Consider the following 25075-nt stretch of genomic DNA (forward strand, 5'->3'; position numbering starts at 1 on the left):
CCACTATCGCCGTCGTGGAACCGATCTTTCGCCGTCAGGCTCTCCGCGACGGCACGTCCGATGAACAGCTACAGGCGGCTGTGGCCAAAGGGGAAAGGGTGCGCCTGCGGAACGGCGCGTATGCCCTCGCGTGCGAGTTCGGCGAACTGTTCGCTGAGGACAAGCATCGCATCATGGTTGTTGCATCGATCCCGCGTCTGCACAAGGATTCGGTCGTCAGCCATGTTTCCGCGGCAGTGCTCCATGGGCTGCCGCTCTGGCGCACCGACATCGGCCGGGTGTACGTCACGCGGCCCGGCAGTACGACGTGCGAGACGACCCGGGTGAAGTTCATCGGACAGCCGTTGTCCTCGGAAGAGATTGTGTCGATCGACGGTATCCGGGTGACATCGCTGAATCGGACGCTCCTCGATGTGGTGCGGACGCTGCCATTTGAGCAGGCCGTCGTCGTAGGAGATGCTGCCCTGCGTCGTGGCGCGCAACTTCCGACCAACTTGGACCGCCGACGTGGCAACGAACAGGCGCGTCGCACACTTGAGTTCCTCGATGGTCGATCCGAGAGCGTAGGTGAGTCGAGGAGCCGAGTGCTGATCGACCGAAAATCGATCACGAAGCCGCTGGTACAGGTCACGATCCTGGATCATTCGGGCGGATTCATCGGTCGAGTCGACCTGTGCTGGCCCGAGTACGGACTTGTCGGGGAGTTCGACGGCGACGACAAGTACCGCTCGTCCGACGCGCCCAACGTCGTAGGTCTCGAGAAGGCGCGCGAAGGACGCCTGCGTGACGCGGGCTGGAACGTCGTGCGCTGGGGCTGGAAAGACCTCGACGAGCCAGCGGACATGATTCGTAGACTCGGGAAGAACCTCACAAGTCGGGTTGATGCTCCTTCGCCATGGTTCCAGCGGCTCTGACCCCGATCGATTGCCGTATTACGCACCTGATCAGGTGCGTAATACGGCAATCGATCGGGACGAGGGGCAGGGGGTCGATCCACTGGTCCGGACCACCGGAACGGACCTACCGAGGCTTGCACTCCGGCACATCGAACTCGACCTTCGGAGTGTCTGTCAACGGCTGAACCTGCAAAACCGGCTTGCCGGCCGCGCTCGGCTCGTCGAGCTTGAACACGAACTCGGTCGATTTGCCGGGTCCCAGCACCACGACCGTGGCTTGCACCGGATGCCCGAGTTCATTGAACGGTGTCATGAAGACCGGCACACCGTCCTTCGTTGCCGAAACGGCCTTCGATCCCGGCGTCTCGTAGAGCATCACCGTCACCCGGTTGGTGCCGGGCGCGCCCTTGACGTTGAAGATCGGCGTTCCGTTGGGGTTGAGCAACGGTTGAATCTGCAGGTAGTCGGGGTATGTCGGGAGCTTGGGCGCGGTGTTCGTGAGCTTGAACCTCACCTCGGTCTGGCGCCGATCACCTGTGCACGACTGCCCGGTGTACGAGATCTCGCGCGACAGGTAGAAGTCGAGCTTGCTGCCCGAACCGCTGTTCAGCACCACGGACGAGAACGGGGCGGCAGTCTGCGGGAGAGCGTGGGCGATGGGGCTCGTCTCGAGCACCTTCTGCTCTTTGTCGTTGGCGCTCCAGACCTGGATGCGACCTTCCTCGATCGCCCGGCCCACCGCTTTCAACATCGCGCCCTTGTTGAGGCTCGACGTCAGACGATCGACGACGGCTTTCTGGATCTCCTGGAGGTAGGCCTTGCGTGCGCCCTGCGGACCCGGTGCCCGCGTCGGGTACTTGAAGTACGCGGTGTTCATCGTCAGCGTGGCGACGTCTTTGCCGGTGATCGTCTCGCCGCTCGACAGAGTCACGGGACCCGTCGCGTCGAGGATGTAGCCGAGGGCGATCGGGTCGGTCGCGATCACGCCGTCGACCTTCTTGCCGAATGTCGTCTGGTAGACCCCGGCCCACAGCTCACCGGCGTACGGGAAATGCGGGCTGAAGTTCGAGTCCCGCCAGAAACCCATCTTGTTCCAGTTGCCCCAGTTCGCGTTCCAGTCCTTGCCGAGGTCGGCCGGGCCGGGCTCGGGGCGAATCATGTGACCAGGTGACGTGAGGTTCTCGTTGCTGCCCGATGCGGTCTGCGTGAGATGACCACCCTCGGCGTGTAGAACGGCCCAACCACCGAGCAGGCCGCCCGTTCCGCGGGCTTCGGCCGGGGTCTGGAATGCGAGCATGTAGTCGCGCGGACCTTCGCCACCGAGCATCGAGGGTGCGATCTGCGCGCCCATCTGCGCGAGCTTCATCGTCGTGTTCAGCTCGTCGGTCTTGTCCTGCAGTTGGCGAACCGCGTTGTTGACCAACCAGAGCGGCGAGTCAGTGCGGATCTCCTGCGCTCGAGCGTCGATCTTCGCCGCCGATTCCGCCGCCTTGTTGAGGGACGGGAGCATCGGCGTCAGACGCGTGATGTCGAGGTTCAAGGCGCCGGAGTTGCCGCCAAGAACTGACTGGGCCGCTTTGGCCACCGGTGGGACAACCTGGGTGGCGACATCGCGGATGACGACCGCCGAATCGCCGATCGCTTCGAACGGGCGCCCCACCCACGGAATGCTCGCGAGGGCCTGCCACGGCGACGATTCAGTCCAGAAGAGCGCGTCTTTCGCCTTGCCCTGGGCGGTGTCGAGGTGGTCGTTCGCCGACGCCATATCCCGACTCGTCAACGAGTCCTGAGCTGCCTCGAGCTCGGCCTTCACCCGGCTGAGGTCGTAGCCCGCGATGCCCACGAAGAGCACGAAACCGCCGAAGACGGCGATCGCAATGCCGGCAAGGACGCGCTTGAACAATCGTCGGCGTGGAGGCGCGTCGCGTTCCGACAATGTTGGTCCTTTCGCTCCGGTGCGACAGGGTCAGTGTCGGCGGGTGACCGCGAGGATCTGCTCGGCGAACTCGGGTCGGCAGATCACCAGATCTGGCAAGTACGGGTATGGCTGGTTGTACAGGAGGGGAGAGGCGTCCAATCGCGAACAATGTAGACCAGCGGCGAGCGCGACGCCGACAGGCGCGGCCGAGTCCCACTCCCATTGGCCACCGCCGTGAACGTATGCGTCCGCGTCACCGCGCAGGACCGCCATCGCCTTCGCACCTGCGGAACCCATCGGGATCAGCTCGGCGCCAAGCTCGTCACGCAGACGTACGACGACCGCCGGCGGACGCGAAGCGCTGCACACGATGCGAAGCGGACCGTCGGTGCGGGGCCCGAGAACCGCGTCCGCGGTTGAGTAGACCTCGCAGATGTCGGGTTGCGACACCGCACACGCGCTCAAGCTGCCCGACTCCCACAACGCGACATGCACGGCCCAATCCGGACGGCCGAGAATGCCGAATTCCCGCGTGCCGTCGAGGGGGTCGATGATCCACACCCGCTCGGACGTCAGGCGGTCCTCGCTGTCCGCCGACTCCTCGGACAGGACCGCATCGTTCGGACGCTCGATCGCGAGCTGGTCGAGGAGGTAGTCGTCGGACAGACGATCGCCCTTCTTGCCGAGCTCCCAGCCATGGAGACCGGAATCAGCCCGGAGCGTCTTCAGCAGTTTTCCCGCTTCGACCGCCAGATGGGCTGCCAGCTCCGCGTCGTTCACGAATTGATCCACTCGAAGATCTTCGCGGCGATCTCGCCGGGGCCGCCGTCAGCCGGAGTGAAGTGCAGCGTCGGGTTCGCCGGCCGCTCGTACGGGTCGCTGATCCCAGTGAATTCCTTGATCTCACCGGCCCGGGCTTTCGCGTACAAGCCCTTGACGTCCCGCTCCTCGCAGACCTCGAGGGGAGTGTCGATGAAGATCTCGGCGAACGGCAGACCCGCAGCCTTGTGGATCTCGTGCACGGCCTCGCGGCCCTCGGCGTACGGGCTGATGATCGATGCGATCGCGATGACACCCGAGTCGGCGAGGATGCGCGCGACTTCACCGATACGACGCACGTTCTCCACGCGGTCCTGGTGCGTGAACCCGAGGTCGGCGTTGAGGCCGTGACGTAGGTTGTCGCCGTCGAGGCGGTAGGCGTTGCGCCCGGCGGCGACCAGGCGACGCTCGAGTTCGACCGCGACCGACGACTTGCCGCTGCCCGAAAGGCCGGTCAGCCAGATGGTGCCGCCGCGGCTGCTGCGCTGGTCGCGCGAGACCGCGGTGTCGTGCCAGACGACGTTGCTGTTCTGCAGCGTCGGGCCGGTGATCATTCCCGCGCCGACGGTGTTGTTCGTCGTCTCGTCGATGAGGATGAACGAGCCCGTGGTGCGGTTGCGGCGGTACGCGTCGAACAGCAGCGGCGTCTGAATGCGGAGCTGGACGCGTCCGATTTCGTTGAGCGACAAAGACTCTGCGGTCTCGTCGCGGTGCAGCGTGTTGACGTTGAGCTTGTAGTCGATGCGCGAGACCTTGGCCTTGGTGAGCTTGGTCGTGTGCATCAGGGTGAAGCGCGAGTTCGGGTTGAGTGCGACGTCGGGGGAGAACCAGCACACCATCGCGTCGATGTCGTTGCCCAGGTGCGGACGGTTCTGCGGCCGACACAGGACATCGCCGCGGCTGATGTCGATGTTGTCGGTCAGTTCGATCGTGACGGCCATACCGGCGAACGCCTCATCCACGCGGGTGCCGCCGGGCGCCCAGATGGCCTTGACCTTCGTCGGGAAGCCCGAGGGCAGCGTGACGACGTCGTCGCCCGGCTTGAAGACACCGCCGGAGACGGTTCCCGCGTAGCCGCGGAAATCGTGCATCTCCTGGTCCGTCTGCTTCTGCGGACGGATGACGTACTGCACGGGAAAACGCGCGTCGATGAGGTTGCGGTCGGAGCTGACGTGCACCTGCTCGAGGTGATGCAGCAGTGACGTGCCGTGATACCACGGCATGTTCTCGGTCTTGTCGACGACGTTGTCGCCGAGCAGCGCCGACACCGGGATGAACGACAGGTCCTTGACCTCGAGCTTCGTCGCGAACTTGCGGAAATCCTGCTCGATCTCGAGGTATCGCTCCTGCGACCAGTCGACGAGGTCCATCTTGTTGATGCAGACCACGACGTGCGGCAGACCGAGCAGGCTCGCGATGAACGCGTGGCGACGGGTCTGCTCGACGATCCCGTGGCGGGCGTCGACGAGGATCAGCGCGAGGTCGGCGGTCGAAGCGCCGGTGACCATGTTGCGCGTGTACTGCTCGTGACCAGGCGTGTCGGCGATGATGAACTTGCGGTGCGGCGTCGCGAAGTAGCGGTACGCGACATCGATCGTGATGCCTTGTTCGCGCTCGGCACGCAGACCGTCGGTGAGCAGCGCGAGGTTCGTCTGCTCGTCACCGCGCGCCTCGCTCGTGCGCTCGACGGCTTCGAGTTGGTCTTCGAAGATCGACTTCGAGTCATACAGAAGGCGCCCGATGAGCGTCGACTTTCCATCGTCGACCGACCCAGCCGTGGCAACGCGCAGCAGCTGAGACTTCACCGGATCCCCCGTCGCTTCGCTCGCCCCGACATCAGAAGTAGCCCTCTTTCTTCCGGTCTTCCATGCCGGCTTCGGAAATGCGGTCGTCTGCACGGGTCGCGCCGCGTTCGGTGATGCGGGTCGCCGAGACTTCCTCGACGACTTCGAGTCGAGTCGCAGCGGTGGACTCGACGGCGCCGGTACCCGTGGCGTCACCGACGGTCCGGAACCGAACCATCTTGACGAAGACTTCTTCGCCCGGCTTGGGCTCGACGAAGCGGTTGACCGCCAGGAGCATGCCGTCGCGTTCGACGACCTCCCGCTCGTGCGCGAAGTAGATCTCCGGAATATCGATGTTCTCTTCGAAGATGTACTGCCAGATGTCGAGCTCGGTCCAGTTGCTCAGCGGGAACACCCGAATGTGCTCGCCCTTGCGGTGCAGACCGTTGTAAAGCGACCACAGTTCGGGACGCTGTGCCCGGGGGTTCCAGGCACCGAACTCGTCGCGGAACGAGAACACGCGCTCCTTGGCGCGGGCCTTCTCCTCATCGCGGCGCGCACCACCGAACAGCGCGTCGAACTTGTTCTCCTCGATGCCGCGCAGCAGTGCCACCGTCTGAATACGGTTGCGGCCTGCCGCGACACTGGTGTCTTCGACGGCTCGACCAGCGTCGATGTCGTCTTGGACGCTCGACACGATGAGCTTGAGGCTCAGTCGCTCAGCGGTGCGGTCGCGGAAGTCGATGACCTCATCGAAGTTGTGCCCGGTGTCGATGTGCATCACCGGGAACGGCACCGGCGCCGGCCAGAAAGCCTTCGTCGCCAGGTGCAGCATCACCACCGAGTCCTTGCCGCCCGAGAACAGCAGACAAGGGCGCTCGAATTGAGCCGCAACCTCGCGGAAGATGTGAACTGACTCCGCCTCGAGTGCGCGAAGGTGGCTCAGGCGGTAATCGTGCACAGTCTGTGGCAACGAACCCTCCATAGTCGTATCGCCCTTGACAACGGGCACTAGCCTAGCCTGCCGGTCACGGGTATCTTGCCGTGGCACGATGGTCCGGTGACGTCAGCGGGCCCGCAACGCCAAGGCGAACCGAGCCTCGCGTACTGCACGATCGTCGCGCGCAATTATCTGCCGCAAGCGGCCGCGCTGCACGCCAGTGTCATGACCCATGAGCCCCACCGACCACTGTTCGTCCTCGTCGTCGACGACGGTCCGGACCTCAACGTCGACCTGCGGATCGTCGGGCCCGACTTCCTCCCGATCAGCCGTCGCGAGTTCCTCCGGTGGGCGGCAATGTACGACGTCGTCGAGCTGTGCACCGCCCTCAAACCGATGTTCCTGGCGACGCTCCTCCAAGGCTTTGACCAGGTGGTTTACCTCGATCCGGATACCTTCATGGTGTCGCCCCTCGCGGAGTTGCCCGACCTCTTGGCGGAGCATTCGATCCTCCTCACGCCGCACTTCCTGGAAGCCATCGCGCCGGGGTCGCAGCTGCTGTCGGAGGCGCACTCACTGACGGTGGGGGCCTACAACCTGGGATTCTGCGCCGTGAGCCGGAGGGCGAAACCGTTCCTGGACTGGTGGCACGAGCGGCTTCGCTTCGAATGTCTCAAGTACCCGCTCCTGGGCATGTTCGTCGACCAGAAGTGGATGGACGTCGGCAGTGTGCTGTTCGGCGCGCATGCGTTGCGGCACTACGGATACAACGTGGGGACCTGGAACACCCACGAACGGCCCATCGAATGTCGGGATGGCTATGTCGTGGCAACTGCCGCCGGCGATGTGCCGCTGCGGCTGTTCCACTTCAGTGGGTTCGATCCCGAGGACCCCACAGAACTCAGTTCGCGCCTGGGGTTTTCGACCTCCGACTTTCGTTCGGGCGAGGGCATCGACCGACTGTGCCGTGAGTACTCCGACGCGGTGATCGAGGGTCGCGCCGACGTCGGAGTGGCACCGACCTACGGATTTGCCCGCGACAGTCGCGGCAAGCGGATGACCACTCGCCTGCGGCGGGCTTACCGCGCCGCGCTGCTGGCGGGGGAGGAACCACCGTCCGCGTTCGATCTCGACGATCGCGAAGCATTCCGGCGGTGGCGGCGCCGGGCGCGAAAGGGAGTGGCCAAGCAGGCCGCACTCGACGTGGCGCTCGCCGCGAAGTACGCGCTGCCCGACGAATTCGAGTACGCGAAAAAGCGATTCGGATTCAGCCGGCGCCTGCGGGCCACGTTGCTGGAAGGTCCGCAGATCCGGCGCTGAAGTTCCTGCTGAGAGGCCCTACCCTATAGCCGTGACTTCTTCGCCTTCGATCGTCGACACGCGCACGACGATCCGGACGTTTCTCGATCGTGAGAATCCGACCACGCCCTGTGTGGTCATCGACCTGGACACGGTCGCCGCTCGCCTCGAGGACTTCCATCGGGAGTTTCTGGGCTTCCGAATCTGCTACGCGGTCAAGGCGAATCCGGCTCGTTCGGTCGTGAAGACGATCGTGAACGGCGGGGGTCAGTTCGATGTGGCCAGCGTTGCCGAGATCGATCTCTGCCTCGCCGAGGGCGCGGACCCGCGCTCCATCTCCTTCGGAAACCCGATCAAGAAGGGCAAGGACATCGCCTACGCCTACTCCAAGGGCGTCCGCGAATTCGTCACTGACTCGATCGAGGACATCGAGACGATCGCCGCGTACGCACCGGGTTCGGAGGTGTCGGTGCGCATGCTGGTCGCGGCGCCGGACTCGGGCACGCCGTTCGGCCGCAAGTTCGGGGTAAGCAAGCGCGTCGCGGCGGAGCTGCTGCTGCATGCCGCCGATTGCGGACTCGAGCCGATGGGTGTTTCGTTCCACGTCGGTTCGCAGCAGATGGAGACCTCTGCGTACATCGCCGGCATCAAGGACGCGCGGTGGGTGTTCGACACCCTCGCCAAGGACGGCTACGAACTGACCCGACTGAACCTCGGCGGTGGGTTCGCGGTCACTTACGACCGGCCGGCCCCGCCGATCTCGACGTACGCCAAGGTCATCCATCGCGCGCTCGCGGAGAATTTCCCGAACGGGGTCGCCGAACTGTTGCTCGAACCGGGCCGCGCAATCGCCGGTGAGTCCGGCATCCTCCGCACAGAGGTCGTGCTCGTGGCTCGTCGCCCCGACGGTCGGCGCTGGGTCTACCTCGACGTCGGCCGCTACAACGGCATGGCCGAGACCGAGAACGAGTACATCGCGTACAAGCTCGAAGTCGTCGGCGGAGCACGCACTCAGGACAGCTCTGTCGTGATCGCGGGACCGACGTGCGATGGCGATGACGTGCTGTATCAGAAGACGCCGTACAAGCTTCCGCTGGATCTGAAGGCGGGCGACCGGATCGACATCATCAACACCGGGGCGTACACGTCGAGCTATTCGTCGGTCGCGTTCAACGGCATCGAGCCGCTGCGCACGATCTGCATCTCGGGCGACACGGTCGTCGAGGAGAATTAATTCACTTTGGGGTTAGCCCCATCGGCTTGCGAAAACCGGTCGGACTGACCGATGATATTCAACGGACCGTGCAAGTATCGTGTTGATTTGCAACTAACGCGGGAAGTCGACATCGTTAACTGCCGGTGAACGAGCCACCTTGCTGCGCCCGCGAAACACGCTGGGCGCCACTCAACCGAGGGAGATTTTATCGATGACTGCTGACTCCAACGAGGTCGGTCATTTCGCTGGACGCCACGTGCTGGCTGAGCTGACCGATGTGGATGCTGCGAAACTCGACGACGAAGAGTTTCTCCGTAGTTCGCTGGAGACAGCGCTCACCGAGGCCGGCGCAACCGTCCTGAATCTGATGTCCCATAAGTTCGACCCGCAGGGTGTGACGATGCTCGCACTTCTCGCGGAGTCGCACGCGTCGATCCACACGTACCCGGAGCACGGCTGCGCGTTCCTCGACTTCTTCACGTGCGGCGAGCAGGCTGACCCGGAGAAGGCGGCACAGCTGTTCGCGACGGCCGTCGGTGGCACGCTGCACAGCAAGACCGTTGGTCGCGGGCTCAACGCACCGGCTGCCGTGATGACCGAGTCGGTCGGCGAGGGCATGACCCGCAGCTGGGAGATGACCGAGGTCGTTGTCGACGCCAACTCGACGTTCCAGCACTACACGATCGGCCGTACGGCACAGGGACTTTCGCTGTTCTGCGACGAAGAGCGCCAGAGCACCGAGCAGACCCAGCTCATCTACCACGAAGCGCTCATGATTCCGGCGATGGTTCTCGCCGAGAAGCTCGAGCGGGTCCTCATCATCGGTTCGTCCGAGGGTGTTGCCTCGCAGCTCGCGGTGGCCGCCGGCGCGAAGGTCGTCGACCACGTCGACATCGACCAGGAAGTCGTCGAAGTGTGCGCTCGCGAGCTTCCGTACGGCTACACGCCGAGCGAACTGGCGAAAGCCGTGAATCAGGACGGTCCGATCCGCGTCCACTACCGTGACGGGTGGGAGTTCCTCGCCGAAGCAGCCGCCGGAACTGATCGCTATGACGTTGTCGTCATCGATCTTCCCGATGAGACGACTGACCCCGAGGCCCAGCACAACCGCCTGTATGGCCTGGACTTCCTGGCAAACTGCGCTGCAGTGCTCGCGCCCGGTGGCGTTGTCTCGACCCAGGCCGGTTGTCCGACCGTCTGGCGCAACGAGACTTTGAAACTGTCCTGGGAGCGCTTCACTCGCGCTTTCGGAACGGTTGCCTACTACGGAAGTGATGAGCACGAATGGGCGTTCGTATCAGCCCGTCAAGACACTATCGAGTCCCACGTCGAGGCGATGTGCGACCGGCTCGAACGCCTGCCGTACCGGCCCGAGTCGATCGACACGGCAGCGTTGCGGTCAAACGCGACGCCGCCGATGCAGGTTCGACAGCTCTCTTTGGTGTCCCAGTAGCGGATTTCAGCGGTTTCGTAACCGAATTCATCACCGGGATTCCCGCGCGTATCCCAGGGATGCGCCATAGTCAACCTGTGACGACTCCACCTCCTCCGCCGACGCCGACGGGTCTGGTTGCTTCGATTCAAGAGGCATTGGAAAGGGCGCAGAAGCTTGCGTCCGGTACGGCGAAGTCCGCTCAGCAGTTCGCCGGGGACACCGCGCGTTCGGCACAGCAGTTCGCCGGAGACACCGCGCGGAGCGCTGTGGCACCGATTCCGACCGGGCTGGTGACTGCGCTGCAGGATGCACTGATCGCCGCGCAGCAGGTGGCGTCGGATACGGCTTATGTCGCGATCCGGACGCCACCGGCCGCAACGCGGTTGGCGGCGCAGGCTCCGGACCTGCTCGACAACCTGGCCGCGGCCACGGAGCGGGTCAATGCCACGGTCGACCGGTTGGAGCGCGTTCTCAACCTGCTCGAGCCGCTCGTCAACGCGTTGGACACCGTCGTCGGGGGACTCGAGAGCATCATCCCGGCGCTCGAGGAAGCCGCGAACACGGGTGCGACGTTCACGAAGTCGTTGATGAACCTGCCGATCATCTCGCAGGTGTCGAAGATGACCGGGCTCATTTCCGATGAGCCGGTACCGCCGCCGCCCGCGCAGACGCCGGGCTCGGCACCAGTGCCGCCGAAACCGAAGAAGCGCTAGCGGACTCGCAGGTCGACTGACGCATGGCAGCTCATAGGACTGCGCTCATCACCGGTGTGGCCGGACAAGACGGTATCTACCTTGCTCGCGTCCTTCTCGAGCGTGGGTACCGGGTCATCGGCACGTCGTTCTCGTTGGCTCGGCACTTCCCGTACCTGCAGGGCGTTGAGCTCATCGCCTTCGACATCCGCAACACCGATGCGATGTCCGAACTGTTGCGCCGCGAGCGGCCCGACGAGATCTACAACCTCGCGGCGATCAGTTCGGTCGGTCAGTCGTGGCAGATGGCGGAGAAGGTCGCCGAGGTCAACGGGATGTCGGTGCTGCGTCTGCTCGAACTGCTCGTGCGGTTGCGCGACGACCTCGGCTACGCGCCCCGGTTCTACCAGGCGTCGAGTTCGGAAATCTACGGCATGGCCGACCAGCAGCCGCAGGACGAGCGGACTCCGCACTACCCGCGCAGCCCCTATGGCACGTCGAAGAGTTTCGCCCATCACCTGACGGTGAACTACCGGGAGTCGTACGGCCTCTACGCCTGCAACGGAATTCTGTTCAACCACGAGAGTCCGATTCGGCCGGCTCGGTTCGTCACGCGCAAGATCACACGGGCAGTGGCCGAAATCAGTCTCGGTATGCGGGACCAGGTGACTCTGGGCAACCTCGATGCCCGGCGCGACTGGGGTAGCGCGGCGGACTACGTCGAGGCGATGGCGGAAATGCTGCAGCAGGAGTCGGCGCAGGACTTCGTCATCGCGACCGGTGAGGTTGCGTCCATTCGTGACTTCGTGGCGATCGCGTTCGAAGCGGTCGGGATCGAGGACCCGTGGGCACATGTCGAGTTCGATGCCGCGTATCTCCGGCCTGCCGATGTTCCGCAGACGTGGGGACGGGCCGACCGCGCACGCTCCGCGCTGGGCTGGGGTCCGAAGGTGTCACTTCGGGAAGTGGTTGCGCACATGGTCCAGGCGGACATCGTGCGCGCGAAGACCGGGATCGAGGAGTGCCGGGGATACATGTTCCCGAATACGGTCAATGACGCCCTAGGACTGACCCCGGCGACGCACCGGCACGAGTGCCCGAGTTGTGCGGCCGGAGTTGCCAACTAGCCGTTCGGTCAGTTGGTTTCGGGCAGTTGCTTGCGCCGGAACTCTTGTGTGACGGCGATCTTGAGGAACAGCGTGTTGCCGAACAGATAGCGGCGCCACAGCCGCTTCGGGTCCATCGCCAGCCGGAACATCCACTCGAAGCCGGTGCCGTGCAACCACATCGGCGCCTCGCGCACGGTGCCGGCGATGAAGTCGAACGCCGCACCGACGCCGACGGCTACGGTGTTCGTCCGCTCCGCGATCGCGGCCGCGACGTAATCCTGCTTCGGCGATCCGAGTCCGACCCAGACCACCTGTGGCTTTGCCGCTTCGATCTTGGCCACGCAATCGGCGATGAATGCCTCGCTGACCGGTGCGAACGGCGGCGAATACGTGCCGGCGACGATCAATTCCGGATAGCGCGCCTGAAGCTTCTCAGTCATCTTGTTGAGAGTTTCATCAGTGGTACCGAGGAAGAAATGGCGGAGGCCGGTTTTTCGGCCCGCAGCCGCCAATGCCGGGAGCAATCCGGGTCCCCGAACGGTGGCGACGGTCTGGTCGTGCAGGCGGTGCCGCATGATCCAGGCGACGGGCGTTCCGTCCGGAAGGTTGATGCCTTTACCGCGAAGAAGGTTCCGATAGATCGGGTCATGCGAGGCTTCCGCAACGCAGTACGCGTTGACCAGACGCACTGGCTGACCCACTCCACTGTTCACCAGCTCGAGCAGCGTTTTCACCGCAAGCCGCGGGTTCGTCGCATCGAAAGGAACCGGACCGACATCGACCCGGGCGACAGTGGTCATCAGTTTCCCTTCTGTTCACAAAAACGGACCAGTTGGGATGTTAAGGCTGTCAGTCCTGCGTTCGTAGGACATTCAAATAAATGATACGAGTGGTACGAAAGTGACTGTTGTTACTGGTTGAATCGCGAATCAACGCGCAAGGTGGCCGCGGCTTTGAGCACGACCTCATCGAACTCGGCATGCGGATCGGAGTCGAGAACGATCGCTCCGCCGGCGCCGACATGCATCTGACCGTCGGCAAAGACGGCCGTTCGGATGACGACATTGAGGTCGGCCGCCCCGTTGAGGCTGAGGTAGCCGATCGTCCCCGAATAGATCCCGCGAGCCATTGGCTCGAGCTCATCGATGATCTCGAGCGTTCTGATCTTCGGTGCTCCGGTCATCGATCCGCCCGGAAAGCAGGCACGGACGCAGTCGAGGACGGTGGCCTCCGGCCGCAGTTGCCCGCGAATCGTCGACACCAGTTGGTGCACCGTCGGGTAGGTCTCGGTCACCATGAGCTCAGGCACCTTGACCGACCCCGGTAGGCAGACCCGGCCGAGGTCGTTGCGTAGCAGGTCGACGATGATGAGGTTCTCGGCCGCGATCTTCGGATCGGACAACAGTGAGTCCCGCAGGGCCGCATCCTCTTCCGGTGTCGCGCCGCGGCGGGCCGTGCCTTTGATCGGCCGCGTTTCGACCCGGTGCCCGGGATCGATGCGCAGGAATCGCTCCGGCGACGAGCAGGCGACTTCGACCGTCCCGAACCGCAGGTACGCGGCCTCGGGCGCCGGGTTACTGCGGCGCAGGCGCCGGTAGAACGCGAATCCGGACTCGATCGCGTCGACCACGACGTGGTTCGTCAGGCAGATCTCGTACGACTCACCAGCCTGCAGTTGGGCTTGGCACCGGCGCACGTCTTCCATGTAGTCCGTGCGCCCGACGCTCAGTGCCGCCTCGACCTTGTGCAGGTCGGGGACCGCGGTCTCGTACGCGACCGGCTGGTCGTCCGGGATTTCCGCCAGGTCGGGAGCCCAATCCGGGTCGACCGACACCGAATACGTGGCCCGGCCGATGTGGTCGATCGCGAGGTAGCGGTCGGCGCAGATCCAGCCGGCATCCGGCACCCACGATCGATGCCCGACGGGGGAGCCGCACGCGGCCTTCATCTCGTAGCCGAAGTAGCCGACGAATCCGCCGAGGAAGTCGAACGGAAGCTCGGGGGACTCCACGGAGTCGCGCAGCCGGGGCGCGAGCTCGTCGAAGGCGTGCGGGCCGATGATCACATCGTCGGAGGCTCCGAGGTACGACACCGCACTCGTCCGGTCGAGCCAGAAAGCGTTCTCGGCGTCACCGAACAGCCGCTCGAACGCCGCTTCCGGATCGATCGCCCGATCGATCCGTCGGACGTGCAGCCGGACAGTCATTGCTTTCCCAACCAGTGATGGATGCGAAAAACGTTAGTTGATGCAGTCTTCCGACGTGTACGTGCGGTCGAGAGTGTCCGACTCACCCTTCGACGAACCGGATTCGGACGTGGACGTTTTCGTCTTGGTGGTGGTGGTTTCGGTCGTCGTCTCATCGCCCTGCGACGGAACCTGAATTCCGTCGGTGCCGAGCGCCAGTGTCACCGTGGTGGCCGACTTCTTGAACCCGACGATCGCGCCCGGAACAGCCTTGGCCAGTGTCTTGGCCTGCGCTTCCATACCGGGCCCGTAGGTGATCGTGGTGAGGGTCGTGGTGTCCTCGAGCGCGTCGGGTTCGAGCGTCGTGAAGCCGAGCGATTTCAGATTCTCCGTCGCAGTGTCAGCCTGGCCGTATTCGCCCGTGCCGTTGAGGACCTGAACGGACACGTCCTTGCGCGGAAGGATCGTCGCCTCGCTGTATTCCTTCGTCTCACCGACGACGGTCGAGATGAAGGCCGGCATCGCGTTCCAGTCGACGGCCACGATCGAGATCTCCTCGCCGCCGTCGCCCTCGATCGTCGGCGTTCCGGTGATCGGAATCGTCGCGAAGGTGACATTGCCAGCGGAGATGTTCTGCATCTGGCGCGAGAACTTGAGCAGGTCGAGAGTCGGGTCGGTCTGCAGGGCATTCGATACGGCGTCGAGGAGGCGCTGCAAGCGGGCGGGCTTGAGCAACATGCCGCTCGAGATGACCTTCCGCAGCGCAGCAGACATGAAGTACTGCTGGCGAACCTGGCGGTCGAGGTCGCCGCGGGGGAGACCGTGACGCTGGCGGACGAAGGCCAGTGCTTGGGACGCGTTGAGGTATTGCTCGCCGGCCGCGAAGTCGGCGCCGGAGAATTCGTCGTACGTCGCCTCGTTGAGGCACACCTTGATGGGGCCGAGTTCCTGGGCGATCGTGTAGAAGCCGAGCAGCGAGACGCGCACGAAGTGGTCGATTTTGAGTCCGGTCATGCCTTGGATCGTGCGCACCAGCAGTCGGATTCCGCCGGCTTCGCCGCCCGCTTCGTTGCCGAGTGAGAAGGCGGCGTTGAGCTTGCGTTTGCCATAGCCGCCGGGAATCGTCACCCACGAATCGCGGGGGAACGAGATGACGGTTGCTCGGGCGCCGTTGGCCGGCACGTGCAGCAACATCATCGTGTCGGTATTGAGGTCGGCAGTGTCGGCGTGCGTGCCCGCGTGGAGTTCGTCGATTTCCTGCTGGGTCATGCCTTCGGGACGGTGATCGTCGCCGAGCAAGAGGATGTTCTGGTCTTCGCCGTCGACGTCCGGGGTGTTGTCTCCCGTGCCGATGTCGATGAACGAGACGCCGCTGGTGAGGTGGTTCAGGCTGGCCCAGCCATACCCGGACGTGCCAAGGATGACCAGCGACAACACCATCGCCACGGCCTGCGCAGCACGATGCACGAGACGCGAGGTGGTCTCCACTGTCCGGTGCATGCGTGGATGCTATCGGCTGCGCTGAGCGAAAACGATCACCAGGTAGTCGATGCGGTCACAATTTCCCTGCGAATAGATGAATGTCCCTAATCGACTTGTGAATTCGGGAATTACGGGTATTCACCTCACAGGAAACCGTTATCGAATTCCCAGCCTATTTGCCAAAAGATGCTTTCCGCTTTGGCGGGATTGCCGGGTTCGTCCGGACTCGGCGGCCGCCCCACTGCAGACCTTGTAGTCGGTTTGACTGACAGTTGGACTTGATCACGCGCATAATTCTGGGACCGACTGGGGTGGAACGGTGCGCTTGCGGGTTAGAATAAACCGTCCGGTTGGTACGTTCCGTAGCCTCGTCTGCATTTTCGTTTGGAGGATCGCGGTATGCCCTCAGTAACGGTGCTGGGGACCAGGGGATATCCGAGCTACTACGGCGGCTTCGAGACCATGGTTCGGCGAATCGCGCCCTACCTGTGCGACGAGGGCTGGGATGTCACCGTTTACAACCGCGCAGGCATCGACCGTCGCCAACACGTCGCCGATCCGCGCGTGCATACGATCGTCACTCCCGGAATCGAGACCACCTCGGCGAGCACCCTGTCCTACGGGTTGAGCGCCGCGGTGCACGCGAGCTGGCGCAAGCCCGACGTCGCGCTCATCATGAACGTCGCCAACGGCTACTTCCTCCCGATGCTCAAGAAGCGCGGAATCCCGACCGTCGTCAACGTCGACGGAGTCGAGTGGGAGCGCGCGAAGTGGAGCAAGCCCGCCCGTGCGGTGTTCTACAAGGGTGCGCGGCTCGTGGCGAAGCACGCCGATGTCATCGTGTGCGATTCGAAGGCCATCGCCGAGCTGTGGCGCCGCGAGTTCAAGCGGGAGAGCATCTACATCCCGTACGGTGCGGAGACTCCGGGGCCGTTGCCGCGGGTCGACCGGTTGAACGGCAACCCGTACGCCTTGATGGTGAGCCGATTCGTTCCGGAGAACACGATCAGCGAGTTCCTCGACGCAACGACCATCATCAGCCGGGACTGGGACGTCGTAATCGTCGGCGGCGCGGCGCATGGTGGACCGCTCGATCACCGCGTCCGTCACCTGGCGAGGTCGAACGATCGGGTGCACTGGTTCGGCCACCTGGAAGACGACGATGTTCTGTTCTCGCTGTGGCAGCATGCGGGCACGTACTTCCACGGTCACAGCGTCGGTGGTACCAACCCCGCGCTCGTGCAGGCCATGGCGTGCGGCTCGCCGACCGTCGCGCGCGACACGATCTTCAACCGCGAAGTGCTCAGCGACGCCGGTGTCTTCACCGAACCGGACCCGGGCGATATCGCCGACGCGGTCCAGACGCTGCTCGCGGACCCGCCGCGTCAGGAAGAGTTGAGCAAGCGCGTCCGTCGCGAGGCGGAATCGCGCTACGGCTGGGACGCGGTGCTTCGCGCCTACAACGAGACCCTCACAGACGCGATCGGGCGTCGACCGGCGTCGCGTTGAAGGTTCTCTTCGACGGATTCTGGTGGCATTCCGGTCCACCGTCCGGGCGGACTGTCCTGCGCGAGACCGTTCGGGCCTGGCGCCGCGCATACCCGGACGACGCGTTGACACTCGCGGTGCCTCGGCGCGACCTGTCCGTGGCAGACATTCCGGCGGGTGTCGCCGTCATCGGAACCATGATGAATCTTCATCCGCTGGTGAATGGGATCGAGCTCGCGCGGCTGTCCCGTGAATTCGACGCGGTCGTCGCGCAGAATTTCGCGCCCTGGACCGGTCGATCAGCGGTATTCATCCACGATGCGCTGTTCAAGTCGCATCCCGAGTGGTTCACGCGATCCGAACGTCTGTACCTGGCACCGATTCCCGCGATGGCCCGGCGAGCGGCCGTCGTTCTCACGTCGTCGAGCGCGGAGGCCGCGCGGATTCGGCACGAGATCCCGAAAACCGGGCCGGTCGTGGCCACGGGACTCGGACTTGCGACCGAGCTCGCGAACACCCCGTCCGAGGAGCCGGCAGATCTCGGGCTCAAGCGGGGGCGATTTCTGCTGTCGGTGGGACGGCTGAATATCCGGAAGAACCTCGAGCGCACGATCGAGTCGTCGCTTGAGTCGGGAGTCGTGACTGCGGACTGTCCGCTGATCATCGTCGGTGGGGAGGACGGCCGTGGCGAACGGTCCGTCGACGCACCTGCGGGCGCGGTTCGGTTCGTGGGCCATCGATCAAATGCGCAACTGCGCTGGCTCTACGAGAACTGTGCGCTGTTTCTGTTCCTGTCCCTTGACGAGGGATTCGGACTGCCGCCGGTGGAGGCGCACGAATTCGGGGCGCCGGTGATCGTGAGTGACATTCCGGCGACACGCGAGTCACTCGACGGGATGGACGGGGTGACATTCGTCAATCCGCTCAACGGTAGACAACTTTCGGAGCAGATCGCCTCCAAGATCACCGCGGACCGGGTAACAAAGACCCCGACAGATCCTGCCGCGGCGTGGAACGAGTGTGTCCGGACCATCCGGGATGCCCTCCATGCGGCCCGACAAAGGTGACATTTTCCGTGCCCGTTGAACGCGTGATCCGCGACCTGTACCGCAAGGTTCGGGGTCGGCCGATGGCGGACGAGGTTCCGTCGGATGTGGCGCTGGCGTTTGCCTTCCACCGCGGTGCCGATGCCGTCCGGGGAACTGTTCGATCGTTTGCCTCGCGCCGGGTTTCGGTACATCTCCGCGGACGCCGGGTCCAGGTCCGAACCTCCCGAATGCTCACCGTCGGCAAATGGGTGTGCTTCGGCGACGACGTCGTCATCGATGCGTTCTCGCGGAACGGCGTCACCATCGGCGACTACGTGACCGTCGGTCGCGGGGCGTCGATCCTCGGGTCGGGCGTCATCGCCAACCCGGGCGAGGGCATCTCCATCGGAGAGGGCACGTCGATCGGGTCGTTCAACGTCATCTGGGGACAGGGTGGCGTGACGATCGGCGAGAACTGCCTCTTCGGGCCCAACGTCGTGGTCGTCAGCGAGAACCATCGGATCGGTGACCTCGACCTGCCGATCCGCCTGCAGGGCGAGGACCGTGCGCCGGTCGGCATCGGTGACAACTGCTGGCTCGGTGCGAACGTCGTCGTCACCGCGGGCGTGACGATCGGCTCGGGAGCCGTCATCGGTGCCGGGTCGGTCGTGGTGCACGATGTGCCCGAGAACGCGATTGTTGTGGGGGCGCCGGCGCGAGTCGTGCGGCAACGAGGTTGATGAACCCCCTCGTGTCGGTCGTGATCGTCACGTACAACAGTGCCGATCACATCGCGCACTGCCTCGAACCGCTCGCCGACTCCCCGGATTTCGAGATCAGCGTCATCGACAACGCCTCGGCCGATAACACCGTCGAGGTTGTCCGGTCGCGGTTCCCGAAGGTCACCGTCATCGAAAGCCCGGTCAACGCGGGATTTGCCGTGGCGGTGAACACGGCGGCGAAGTTAGCGCGCGGTGACGTCGTCCTTCTGCTCAATCCGGACGCCGTCATCAGTGCTGCGGGTGTCCGCGAGTTGGTCGAGGAAGTCCTGCGACCCGGTGTCGGTGTCGTGGGACCGCGCATCGACCATCCGACCGGGCGACTGCGCATCATGTCCGCAGGTCGGCAGCCGCACCTGTGGCCGATCTTCACTCACTTCTCCGGCCTGTCCAGGTTGTCCGCGTCTCGAATAATGAAGGGACACTACCTCTTTCAGTCAAGGATCGCCGGTGGACGAATCGACACCGAGTGGGTCACCGGCGCCTGCATGGCGGTGCGGGGCGAGGTGTGGCGACAACTCGGCGGCCTCAGTGAGCGCTGGTTCATGTACGCCGAGGACATCGAATTCTGTCATCGGGTGCGTGCCGCGGGGTTCCGGATCGTTGCGTTGCCCAACGTCACCGCCACGCACATCCTCGGCGCGAGTTCGGACCCCGATGCGCCGCCGGACTCCGCGTGGATCCTCAATCTGTTCGACTACTACTGCGCGTTTCTCGCACCGACCCGGATTCACATGGCGCTGTGGAAAGTCGTCGTGGTGTGCGGCCTGGCGTCGCGGTCGGTCGCCTTCGGTGTCCTCGCGCGACTTCGGCGGGAACGCCGTGATGAGTGGATTCGTGAGTCGCACCGATTCCGCATCCACGCAGGTGCACTCTGGAAGCAACCGTTTTCTTCCAGGAAGCGTTGACTCAATTGAGCGAGGGGACCGTGCAGAAGAGGGCGGGAATCGTGTCACGCGCCCTCACCTTGGCGCGTCAGGATTCGCCCGTTCTGGTGATCGGCGCCAACCTTATCGCCGCGGGACTCGGGGTACTGGCGGTTCCCGTTATCGCTCGCGCGCTCGGACCGAGCGGCCGAGGTGAGACCGCAGCCGGAAACACGCTCGTCTATCTCCTCGCCGTGGTGCTCGCGATCGGGCTTCCGCTCGAGATCGCGCGGCTCGCCGCGCGGGGAAAGACTGCCGAGGCGCTGCGCAGCGCACGGGTCATCGCGCTCGTCGGATTCGTGCCCGCGACCGGCTTTGCCGCCATCGCCTATTGGACGATCTTCTCCGACTTCGAGCCCACCGCGCGCCTCGCGTGTGCGGCCGGAGTCGCGCTGTGCCCGTTGAGCGTCAGTTGGATGGTCGACTCCAGTGTCCTTATCGCGCAGAAGCGATTCCGGGCGCTGTTCGTGCAGCGGGTGTCCAATGCCGCAACATTCCTCGCGGCCGTGGTCTTCCTGTGGATCACCGGCACCGCGACGACGGCGACCGTCATGCTCGCGAGCATCGCGAGTTCGGCGGTGATGTGCGTGCTCGGGCTCATGTTCACGTGGACGAGCCCGCGGGGACCGCACATGGAGTTCGGCACGATCCTGCCGCCCAGCCTGCGGATGGCGGGCGGCAATGTGGCGGACGCCGCTCTCAACCGCCTCGACCAAGTGCTGATCGTGCCGCTGCTCGGCGTCCATGACGCCGGCCTGTATTCGATCGGACTTGCGTTCGGCGTGGTTCCACTGGCCATCGGGCAGGCTCTCGGGGGCGCATATTTCGCCGATATGGCGAATGCCGAAGGCGACGCTCGGGCCGAACTGAAGGCCGAGGCCGGCCGAGTCGGTCTCGCGGTCGCAGCGGTCACGACTCCGCTGCTGATCCTGACCGCGATCGTTCTCGTGCCCATCGCCTTCGGCCGAGAGTTCGAAGCCGCAGTCGTCCCGACGGTCATCTATCTCGTCGGTGGGGCCGCGATGCTCGCCTCGGTGCCATGTTCGGTCACTCTGGTCGCCGAAGGGCGGGGCCACGTGATCACCGCCGCCCAGACCCTCGGGTTGGCCACCAACGTCGTTCTCCTGCTTTTGATGTCTGGTCCGTTTGGGCTGGTGGGCGCGTCGATCGCCGCCGCGATCGCGTTCGGCGTCGTGCTCGTGGTCTTCCTGACGCGGCTCCGCGTGCCGTTCGAATCCCTCGTTCCGCGCCCGCGCGATGTAGTCACCGGATTCCGCCGGTTGGCACGAGCCTGATGACTACAGTGCACTTCGTCGGATCGATCGCGAAAGGGTGTTGATGGCGGCGCCGATGGATACCGTCGAGAAACCGACCGTGCCGAATCGCACGATCAACTGGACCGTAATCGCCGTCGGTGCGACGGCCTTGGTCTCGCTGACCGGGCGATTCAAGGTCGAGGTCGCGGGGTTCAGTGTCCGTCCCGAGCACCTCGCAACCCTTGTGCTGGCGGCCGTGGTGTTCGCGCGGGCGGACGGTCGAGCTGCCGGACTCCGTGCGCTACGCCATCCGGTGGTGCTGCTCTTCGGTGCCTATCTCGTGTGGGGTGCGTTCTCGTCGCTGCTGTTCTCGCCACGGCTGACGAAGAGTGCCGCGATCCTTGGCTGGCTCGGTCTCGACTGGCTCCTCCTGGTCACCTTGCTTTCGGTCGGTGCAGCGGTGACGGTCGTTCGTCGATTGAGCGGACCCATCAGCTTCGCGTGGGCCGCTGCGGGCTTCTTGACGTTCGTGATCGCCAATGCGACGAAGGGGTCAGCGCGCCTGGGCACCCAGTTCGAGTACAACCACAACCTGTACGTCGCAGTCCTCACCGCATTCGAATCGAATATCTACGCGACGTTCCTCTTGCTGTGGACGTTGTTGTTCGTGCTGGGCACCATGAAGGGCTGGCGGACCATCGCGGCCATTTCGATCGTTTTCCCGCTGGGCTTGATCGCGGCGCAGACGCGCGCCTCGCTGGCTGCCCTCGGTGCGGGCGTGGCGCTCTACGTCGCGTATGAGGCGATCCGCCAGAAGCGGTCGGGACAACGGAACCTCGCGCTCTTCGTGGCTCCGGTCGCGCTACTCGTTGGGACCGCCGTCATGTTGGGGGCGTTCAAATTCGCCACCGGGGCGCTCGAACAGGAGCCGGCTCCGCCGCCCGTCAAAACGGTGCAAGTGCAGACTCCGCAAGGGACCACCGCCGTCATCACGGTGCCGGTCGCACCCGGGAACACGCACGTCAACTTGGACAAGCTGTCGGCCACCGACGAGCAGAGTCGCGGCGGGACCCTCGACTTCCGGAAGCAGATTCTGATCCTCGCCGCGCAGGACATGCACGGGGCGAATCTCTGGTTCGGCAACGGCGTCAACACGTATCCGCTGCGGCACGATCGACCCGCTCAGTACGGCGGTGGCACGGGTGACCTGAGCATGCTTCCGGCGCAGATCCTCTACGACGCCGGCATCGTGGGCGTGCTGATCCTGTCGGCCATGTTCGGCGCGGTCATGTGGCGCACCCCGCCGTCGCGACGCCCGCTCGCCGCCGGAATTCTCGGGTGTTTCCTCATCGCATCAGCGCTGACCAGCGCATTTTGGTTCAGCCCGATCTGGATGATGATCGCGTTCCTCATGCAACCTAGTGCGGAATCTGAAGGTGGTCCTGCTTCTCCGCCCACTCCAGAATCCGTGCACTGAGTGCCGCACCGAGGCGCTCGTTCCAGTCGCGCGTGTAGTGCGCCCCGTCCGGGGCCACCTCTTCGAGATCGCTTCCGTCGCCGAGCAGTAGTGCCTCGGTGTCGAGGTAGACGACATCGGGCAGCGCGATGCTTTCGGCCAGGCTTCGCAGACCGTCGTTGAGGAGTTCGACGCGCTCGGCCATCCCGGGGAACGGGTTGGCGAAGCGGGCTGCCGGTGGCAGCGTCCCCACGAGGATGACGAGCGGCGATCCACCCCGGTGGGCGAGTTGGATATAGCGTTCGGTGACCGCGAGGATGTGCTTGAGTTCGGTCCGCCACAGCAGTGTTGGCGACTTCTTGTCGGCCTGGGTCTGAACGCGGCGGACCAACCCGTAGACCTTGCGCAGCACTTTGTGCCGATAGAAGGAGCGAATCGGCGTGGGGCGGGCGGCGGTCGTCATCGTGTGTCGCTCGAACCACCGCGGGATGAAGAGGTTGATCGATTCGTAGTGGCCGGTGTGCAGGATGATGACGTCTGGAGTCCATGCGACCAGATCACGGTCGACGGTGCGCAGCAGCGTCCGTGAGGAGCCGCCGGGTCGGGCCTCGGTGTGCACGATCGCCGGGCAGCCGGCGGCGAACAACTTCGCCTCGATCAACCGAGACAACGACAGGCCGGGGCGCTCGTTTGCACGCGTCGACTGCTGCACCACCGTGGACCCGCCGTTGACGAGAACGCGGATCGGCGGTGGCAGGGGACGGCGTGAATCGCTTGGCACCGTCTGAACATACCGAGGGCCCCCGCCTTCGAAACCTGAATCCTGCGCAGCAGGGTTTTGCAGACGCGCCCCGTTACGCTTCTTGCATGGCGGTCCTCGATCAACTTGGGTCCTGGCCGGTCGACAATGTCGCGGCTGCTCTCGTCACGCCGAACGGGATTGAAACGTACGGCCACACCGAACACATCTTCCAACTTGCGTCTGTGACGAAACTGCCGGTCGCGTACGGCGCTCTCGTTGCGGTCGAAGAAGGTGCGATCGAGCTCGAGCAGCCGGCCGGCCCGCCGGGGTCGACGGTCCGCCATCTTCTCGCGCATGCCTCGGGGTTGTCGTTCCGGATGGATGCGATCCGCCGCAAGCCGGGGGAACGGCGCATCTATTCGAGCACCGGCTACGAAGTGCTCGCGGACTTCATCGCGAGCGAGACGGACATCCCGTTCCCGGACTATCTCCGGGAGGCAGTGTTCGAGCCGCTCGGGATGACTCGCACGATGTTGGTCGGTTCGGCGGGACACGGTGCCCGGTCCACGGTCGCCGACCTCACGTATTTCCTCGGCGAATTACTACAGCCCAGACTCATTTCGCCACAGCTGTACCAAGACGCAGTGTCGGTGCAGTACCCGGGCCTCAACGGTGTGGTTCCGGGGTATGGTCCACAGCGACCCTGTGACTGGGGTCTGGGATTCGAACTGCATGACCACAAGGAGCCGCATTGGCTCGGCCACGAATCCTCGCCGGCCGCCTACGGGCACTTCGGGCAGGCGGGTACATTCTTGTGGGTCGATCCGCCATTGCGGTCCGGCTGCGTGGTACTGACGGATCGGCCCTTCGACGAGTGGGCGAAACCGCTATGGGCGGATTTCAACGACTCGGTCGTGGTGTCGATTCGGGAGACACGCGGTGACGCAAGACACACCTCATAGAAGAACTAGCGCAACATAGGCCACAGCAGGCACACTAGTAACTGCGGACAGCCTGTTCTGTAACCCGCCGAGAGCCGCTTGGGGAAGACGATTCTCGTCGAGTTTCGGAGGTGGGTTGTGCGTGCTTCAAACCAGTTCGCAGAGTTGACGACCGGTGTTGTGTACATCCATTCGTCACCGGCTGCGCTGTGCCCGCATGTCGAGTGGGCACTGACCTCGGCGTTGGAGGCACGGGCGAATCTCAAGTGGACCGCCCAGCCAGCCTCCGACGGACTTTTGCGCACCACGACCAACTGGGTAGGCCCAGTTGGTACGGGTGCCAAGATCGCCCATGCACTGCGGTCATGGTCGATGCTGCGCTATGAGGTCACCGAAGACCCCAGTGAGGGCGTCGACGGTGAGCGGTTCAGCCATGTGCCCGGCCTCGGGCTGTGGCGTGGACAGATGAGCGCAAACGGCGACATCGTCGTGAGCGAAAACCGACTGCACGCCCTCATGGCGAGCGGCACGGAATTCCTCGTGAACGAGATCCACAACGCCCTTGGCACTGCGTGGGATGAGGCGCTCGAGCCTTATCGCCGTGGCGGCGAGTTCGGCGCCGAGGTCACCTGGCTCCGCCGCGAAGTGGTGTAGCCGTAAGTTCTATCCGCAAGTCCTCGACAA

22 protein-coding genes are annotated in these 25075 nt (G+C 64.4%); 14 read left to right on the top strand and 8 right to left on the bottom strand.

The window, feature by feature from the left end:
• The first annotated feature begins 14 nt into the window (after positions 1-14).
• Positions 15-914 (top strand): type IV toxin-antitoxin system AbiEi family antitoxin domain-containing protein, encoded by a 900-nt coding sequence (locus F600_RS28455; RefSeq protein ID WP_018161432.1) that lies wholly within the window; start codon positions 15-17, stop codon positions 912-914.
• Positions 915-1020: 106 nt separating this feature from the next.
• On the opposite strand, the gene F600_RS0114955 is transcribed toward F600_RS28455, so the two are convergent.
• From F600_RS0114955 to cysD, 4 genes are read right to left on the bottom strand one after another with little or no spacing between them, the layout of a single operon-like run.
• Complete coding sequence (locus tag F600_RS0114955; protein ID WP_156024600.1) at positions 1021-2832, bottom strand: DUF4012 domain-containing protein; 1812 nt, start codon at positions 2830-2832, stop codon at positions 1021-1023.
• A 30-nt stretch (positions 2833-2862) separates the two neighbouring features.
• Complete coding sequence (locus F600_RS0114960; protein ID WP_018161434.1) at positions 2863-3594, bottom strand: 3'(2'),5'-bisphosphate nucleotidase CysQ; 732 nt, start codon at positions 3592-3594, stop codon at positions 2863-2865.
• Complete coding sequence (gene cysC, locus F600_RS0114965; protein ID WP_018161435.1) at positions 3591-5438, bottom strand: adenylyl-sulfate kinase; 1848 nt, start codon at positions 5436-5438, stop codon at positions 3591-3593. The genes F600_RS0114960 and cysC overlap by 4 nt, the downstream gene beginning before the upstream one ends.
• A 31-nt stretch (positions 5439-5469) precedes the next feature.
• Positions 5470-6402 carry a sulfate adenylyltransferase subunit CysD gene (cysD, locus tag F600_RS0114970; protein WP_018161436.1) on the bottom strand — a complete coding sequence of 311 codons (933 nt, stop codon included), beginning with the start codon at positions 6400-6402 and terminating at the stop codon, positions 5470-5472.
• A gap of 75 nt (positions 6403-6477) precedes the next feature.
• Between cysD and F600_RS30505 the strand changes: the two genes are divergently transcribed.
• The 5 genes from F600_RS30505 to F600_RS0114995 all read left to right on the top strand — a co-directional run bounded on the left by F600_RS30505 (position 6478) and on the right by F600_RS0114995 (position 12126).
• Positions 6478-7677: a glycosyltransferase family protein gene (locus F600_RS30505; RefSeq protein WP_018161437.1), complete on the top strand. Its 1200-nt coding sequence runs from the start codon at positions 6478-6480 to the stop codon at positions 7675-7677.
• A 31-nt stretch (positions 7678-7708) separates the two neighbouring features.
• Complete coding sequence (locus F600_RS0114980; RefSeq protein WP_018161438.1) at positions 7709-8890, top strand: type III PLP-dependent enzyme; 1182 nt, start codon at positions 7709-7711, stop codon at positions 8888-8890.
• Positions 8891-9083: 193 nt separating this feature from the next.
• Positions 9084-10325 carry an adenosylmethionine decarboxylase gene (speD, locus tag F600_RS0114985; RefSeq protein WP_018161439.1) on the top strand — a complete coding sequence of 414 codons (1242 nt, stop codon included), beginning with the start codon at positions 9084-9086 and terminating at the stop codon, positions 10323-10325.
• A gap of 77 nt (positions 10326-10402) precedes the next feature.
• Positions 10403-11020, top strand: a complete 618-nt coding sequence (locus tag F600_RS30510; RefSeq protein ID WP_156024601.1) for a hypothetical protein — start codon at positions 10403-10405, stop codon at positions 11018-11020.
• 23 nt (positions 11021-11043) lie between these two features.
• Entirely contained in the window at positions 11044-12126 is a 1083-nt protein-coding gene (locus tag F600_RS0114995; RefSeq protein ID WP_018161441.1) for a GDP-mannose 4,6-dehydratase, read from the top strand.
• Between the two features lie 8 nt (positions 12127-12134).
• Here the strand turns inward: F600_RS0114995 and F600_RS0115000 are convergent, their stop codons facing one another.
• From F600_RS0115000 to F600_RS28470, 3 genes are all read right to left on the bottom strand, one after another.
• Positions 12135-12908, bottom strand: a complete 774-nt coding sequence (locus F600_RS0115000) for a WecB/TagA/CpsF family glycosyltransferase (protein ID WP_018161442.1) — start codon at positions 12906-12908, stop codon at positions 12135-12137.
• Positions 12909-13018: 110 nt separating this feature from the next.
• The gene (gene pabB / locus F600_RS0115005) at positions 13019-14314 is read right to left on the bottom strand and encodes an aminodeoxychorismate synthase component I (protein ID WP_018161443.1); all 1296 of its coding nucleotides are present in this window, start codon (positions 14312-14314) and stop codon (positions 13019-13021) included.
• A gap of 33 nt (positions 14315-14347) precedes the next feature.
• Complete coding sequence (locus F600_RS28470) at positions 14348-15793, bottom strand: LCP family protein (RefSeq protein ID WP_018161444.1); 1446 nt, start codon at positions 15791-15793, stop codon at positions 14348-14350.
• A 381-nt stretch (positions 15794-16174) separates the two neighbouring features.
• Here F600_RS28470 and F600_RS28475 point away from each other — a divergent pair, with 381 nt between their 5' ends.
• From F600_RS28475 to F600_RS28490, 6 genes are read left to right on the top strand one after another with little or no spacing between them, the layout of a single operon-like run.
• Positions 16175-17284: a DUF1972 domain-containing protein gene (locus F600_RS28475; protein WP_040631413.1), complete on the top strand. Its 1110-nt coding sequence runs from the start codon at positions 16175-16177 to the stop codon at positions 17282-17284.
• A complete protein-coding gene (locus tag F600_RS28480) occupies positions 17281-18330 on the top strand; it encodes a glycosyltransferase (RefSeq protein ID WP_018161446.1) in 1050 nt (349 codons plus the stop codon). Before F600_RS28475 ends, F600_RS28480 begins: the two co-directional genes overlap by 4 nt.
• 8 nt (positions 18331-18338) lie before the next feature.
• Positions 18339-19031 (top strand): acyltransferase, encoded by a 693-nt coding sequence (locus tag F600_RS0115025; RefSeq protein WP_245541540.1) that lies wholly within the window; start codon positions 18339-18341, stop codon positions 19029-19031.
• Positions 19031-19978: a glycosyltransferase family 2 protein gene (locus F600_RS0115030; protein ID WP_018161448.1), complete on the top strand. Its 948-nt coding sequence runs from the start codon at positions 19031-19033 to the stop codon at positions 19976-19978. Before F600_RS0115025 ends, F600_RS0115030 begins: the two co-directional genes overlap by 1 nt.
• A 41-nt stretch (positions 19979-20019) precedes the next feature.
• On the top strand, positions 20020-21291 hold the full coding sequence (locus F600_RS28485; protein ID WP_162141423.1) for an oligosaccharide flippase family protein: 1272 nt from the start codon (positions 20020-20022) through the stop codon (positions 21289-21291).
• A gap of 55 nt (positions 21292-21346) precedes the next feature.
• Complete coding sequence (locus tag F600_RS28490; protein ID WP_156024602.1) at positions 21347-22729, top strand: hypothetical protein; 1383 nt, start codon at positions 21347-21349, stop codon at positions 22727-22729.
• Here F600_RS28490 and F600_RS0115045 read toward each other — a convergent pair.
• Positions 22671-23489: an SGNH/GDSL hydrolase family protein gene (locus tag F600_RS0115045; RefSeq protein WP_018161451.1), complete on the bottom strand. Its 819-nt coding sequence runs from the start codon at positions 23487-23489 to the stop codon at positions 22671-22673. The genes F600_RS28490 and F600_RS0115045 overlap by 59 nt on opposite strands.
• 86 nt (positions 23490-23575) lie before the next feature.
• On the opposite strand from F600_RS0115045, the gene F600_RS0115050 reads away from it, so the two are divergent.
• Together F600_RS0115050 and F600_RS0115055 are read left to right on the top strand one after the other, a co-directional pair.
• Positions 23576-24412 (top strand): serine hydrolase domain-containing protein, encoded by an 837-nt coding sequence (locus F600_RS0115050; protein WP_018161452.1) that lies wholly within the window; start codon positions 23576-23578, stop codon positions 24410-24412.
• A gap of 117 nt (positions 24413-24529) precedes the next feature.
• The gene (locus F600_RS0115055) at positions 24530-25045 is read left to right on the top strand and encodes a DUF3145 domain-containing protein (protein ID WP_018161453.1); all 516 of its coding nucleotides are present in this window, start codon (positions 24530-24532) and stop codon (positions 25043-25045) included.
• The last annotated feature ends 30 nt before the right edge of the window (positions 25046-25075 follow it).

The organism is Smaragdicoccus niigatensis DSM 44881 = NBRC 103563 (genome assembly GCF_000380645.1).
In the GTDB taxonomy this organism is placed as follows: domain Bacteria; phylum Actinomycetota; class Actinomycetes; order Mycobacteriales; family Mycobacteriaceae; genus Smaragdicoccus; species Smaragdicoccus niigatensis.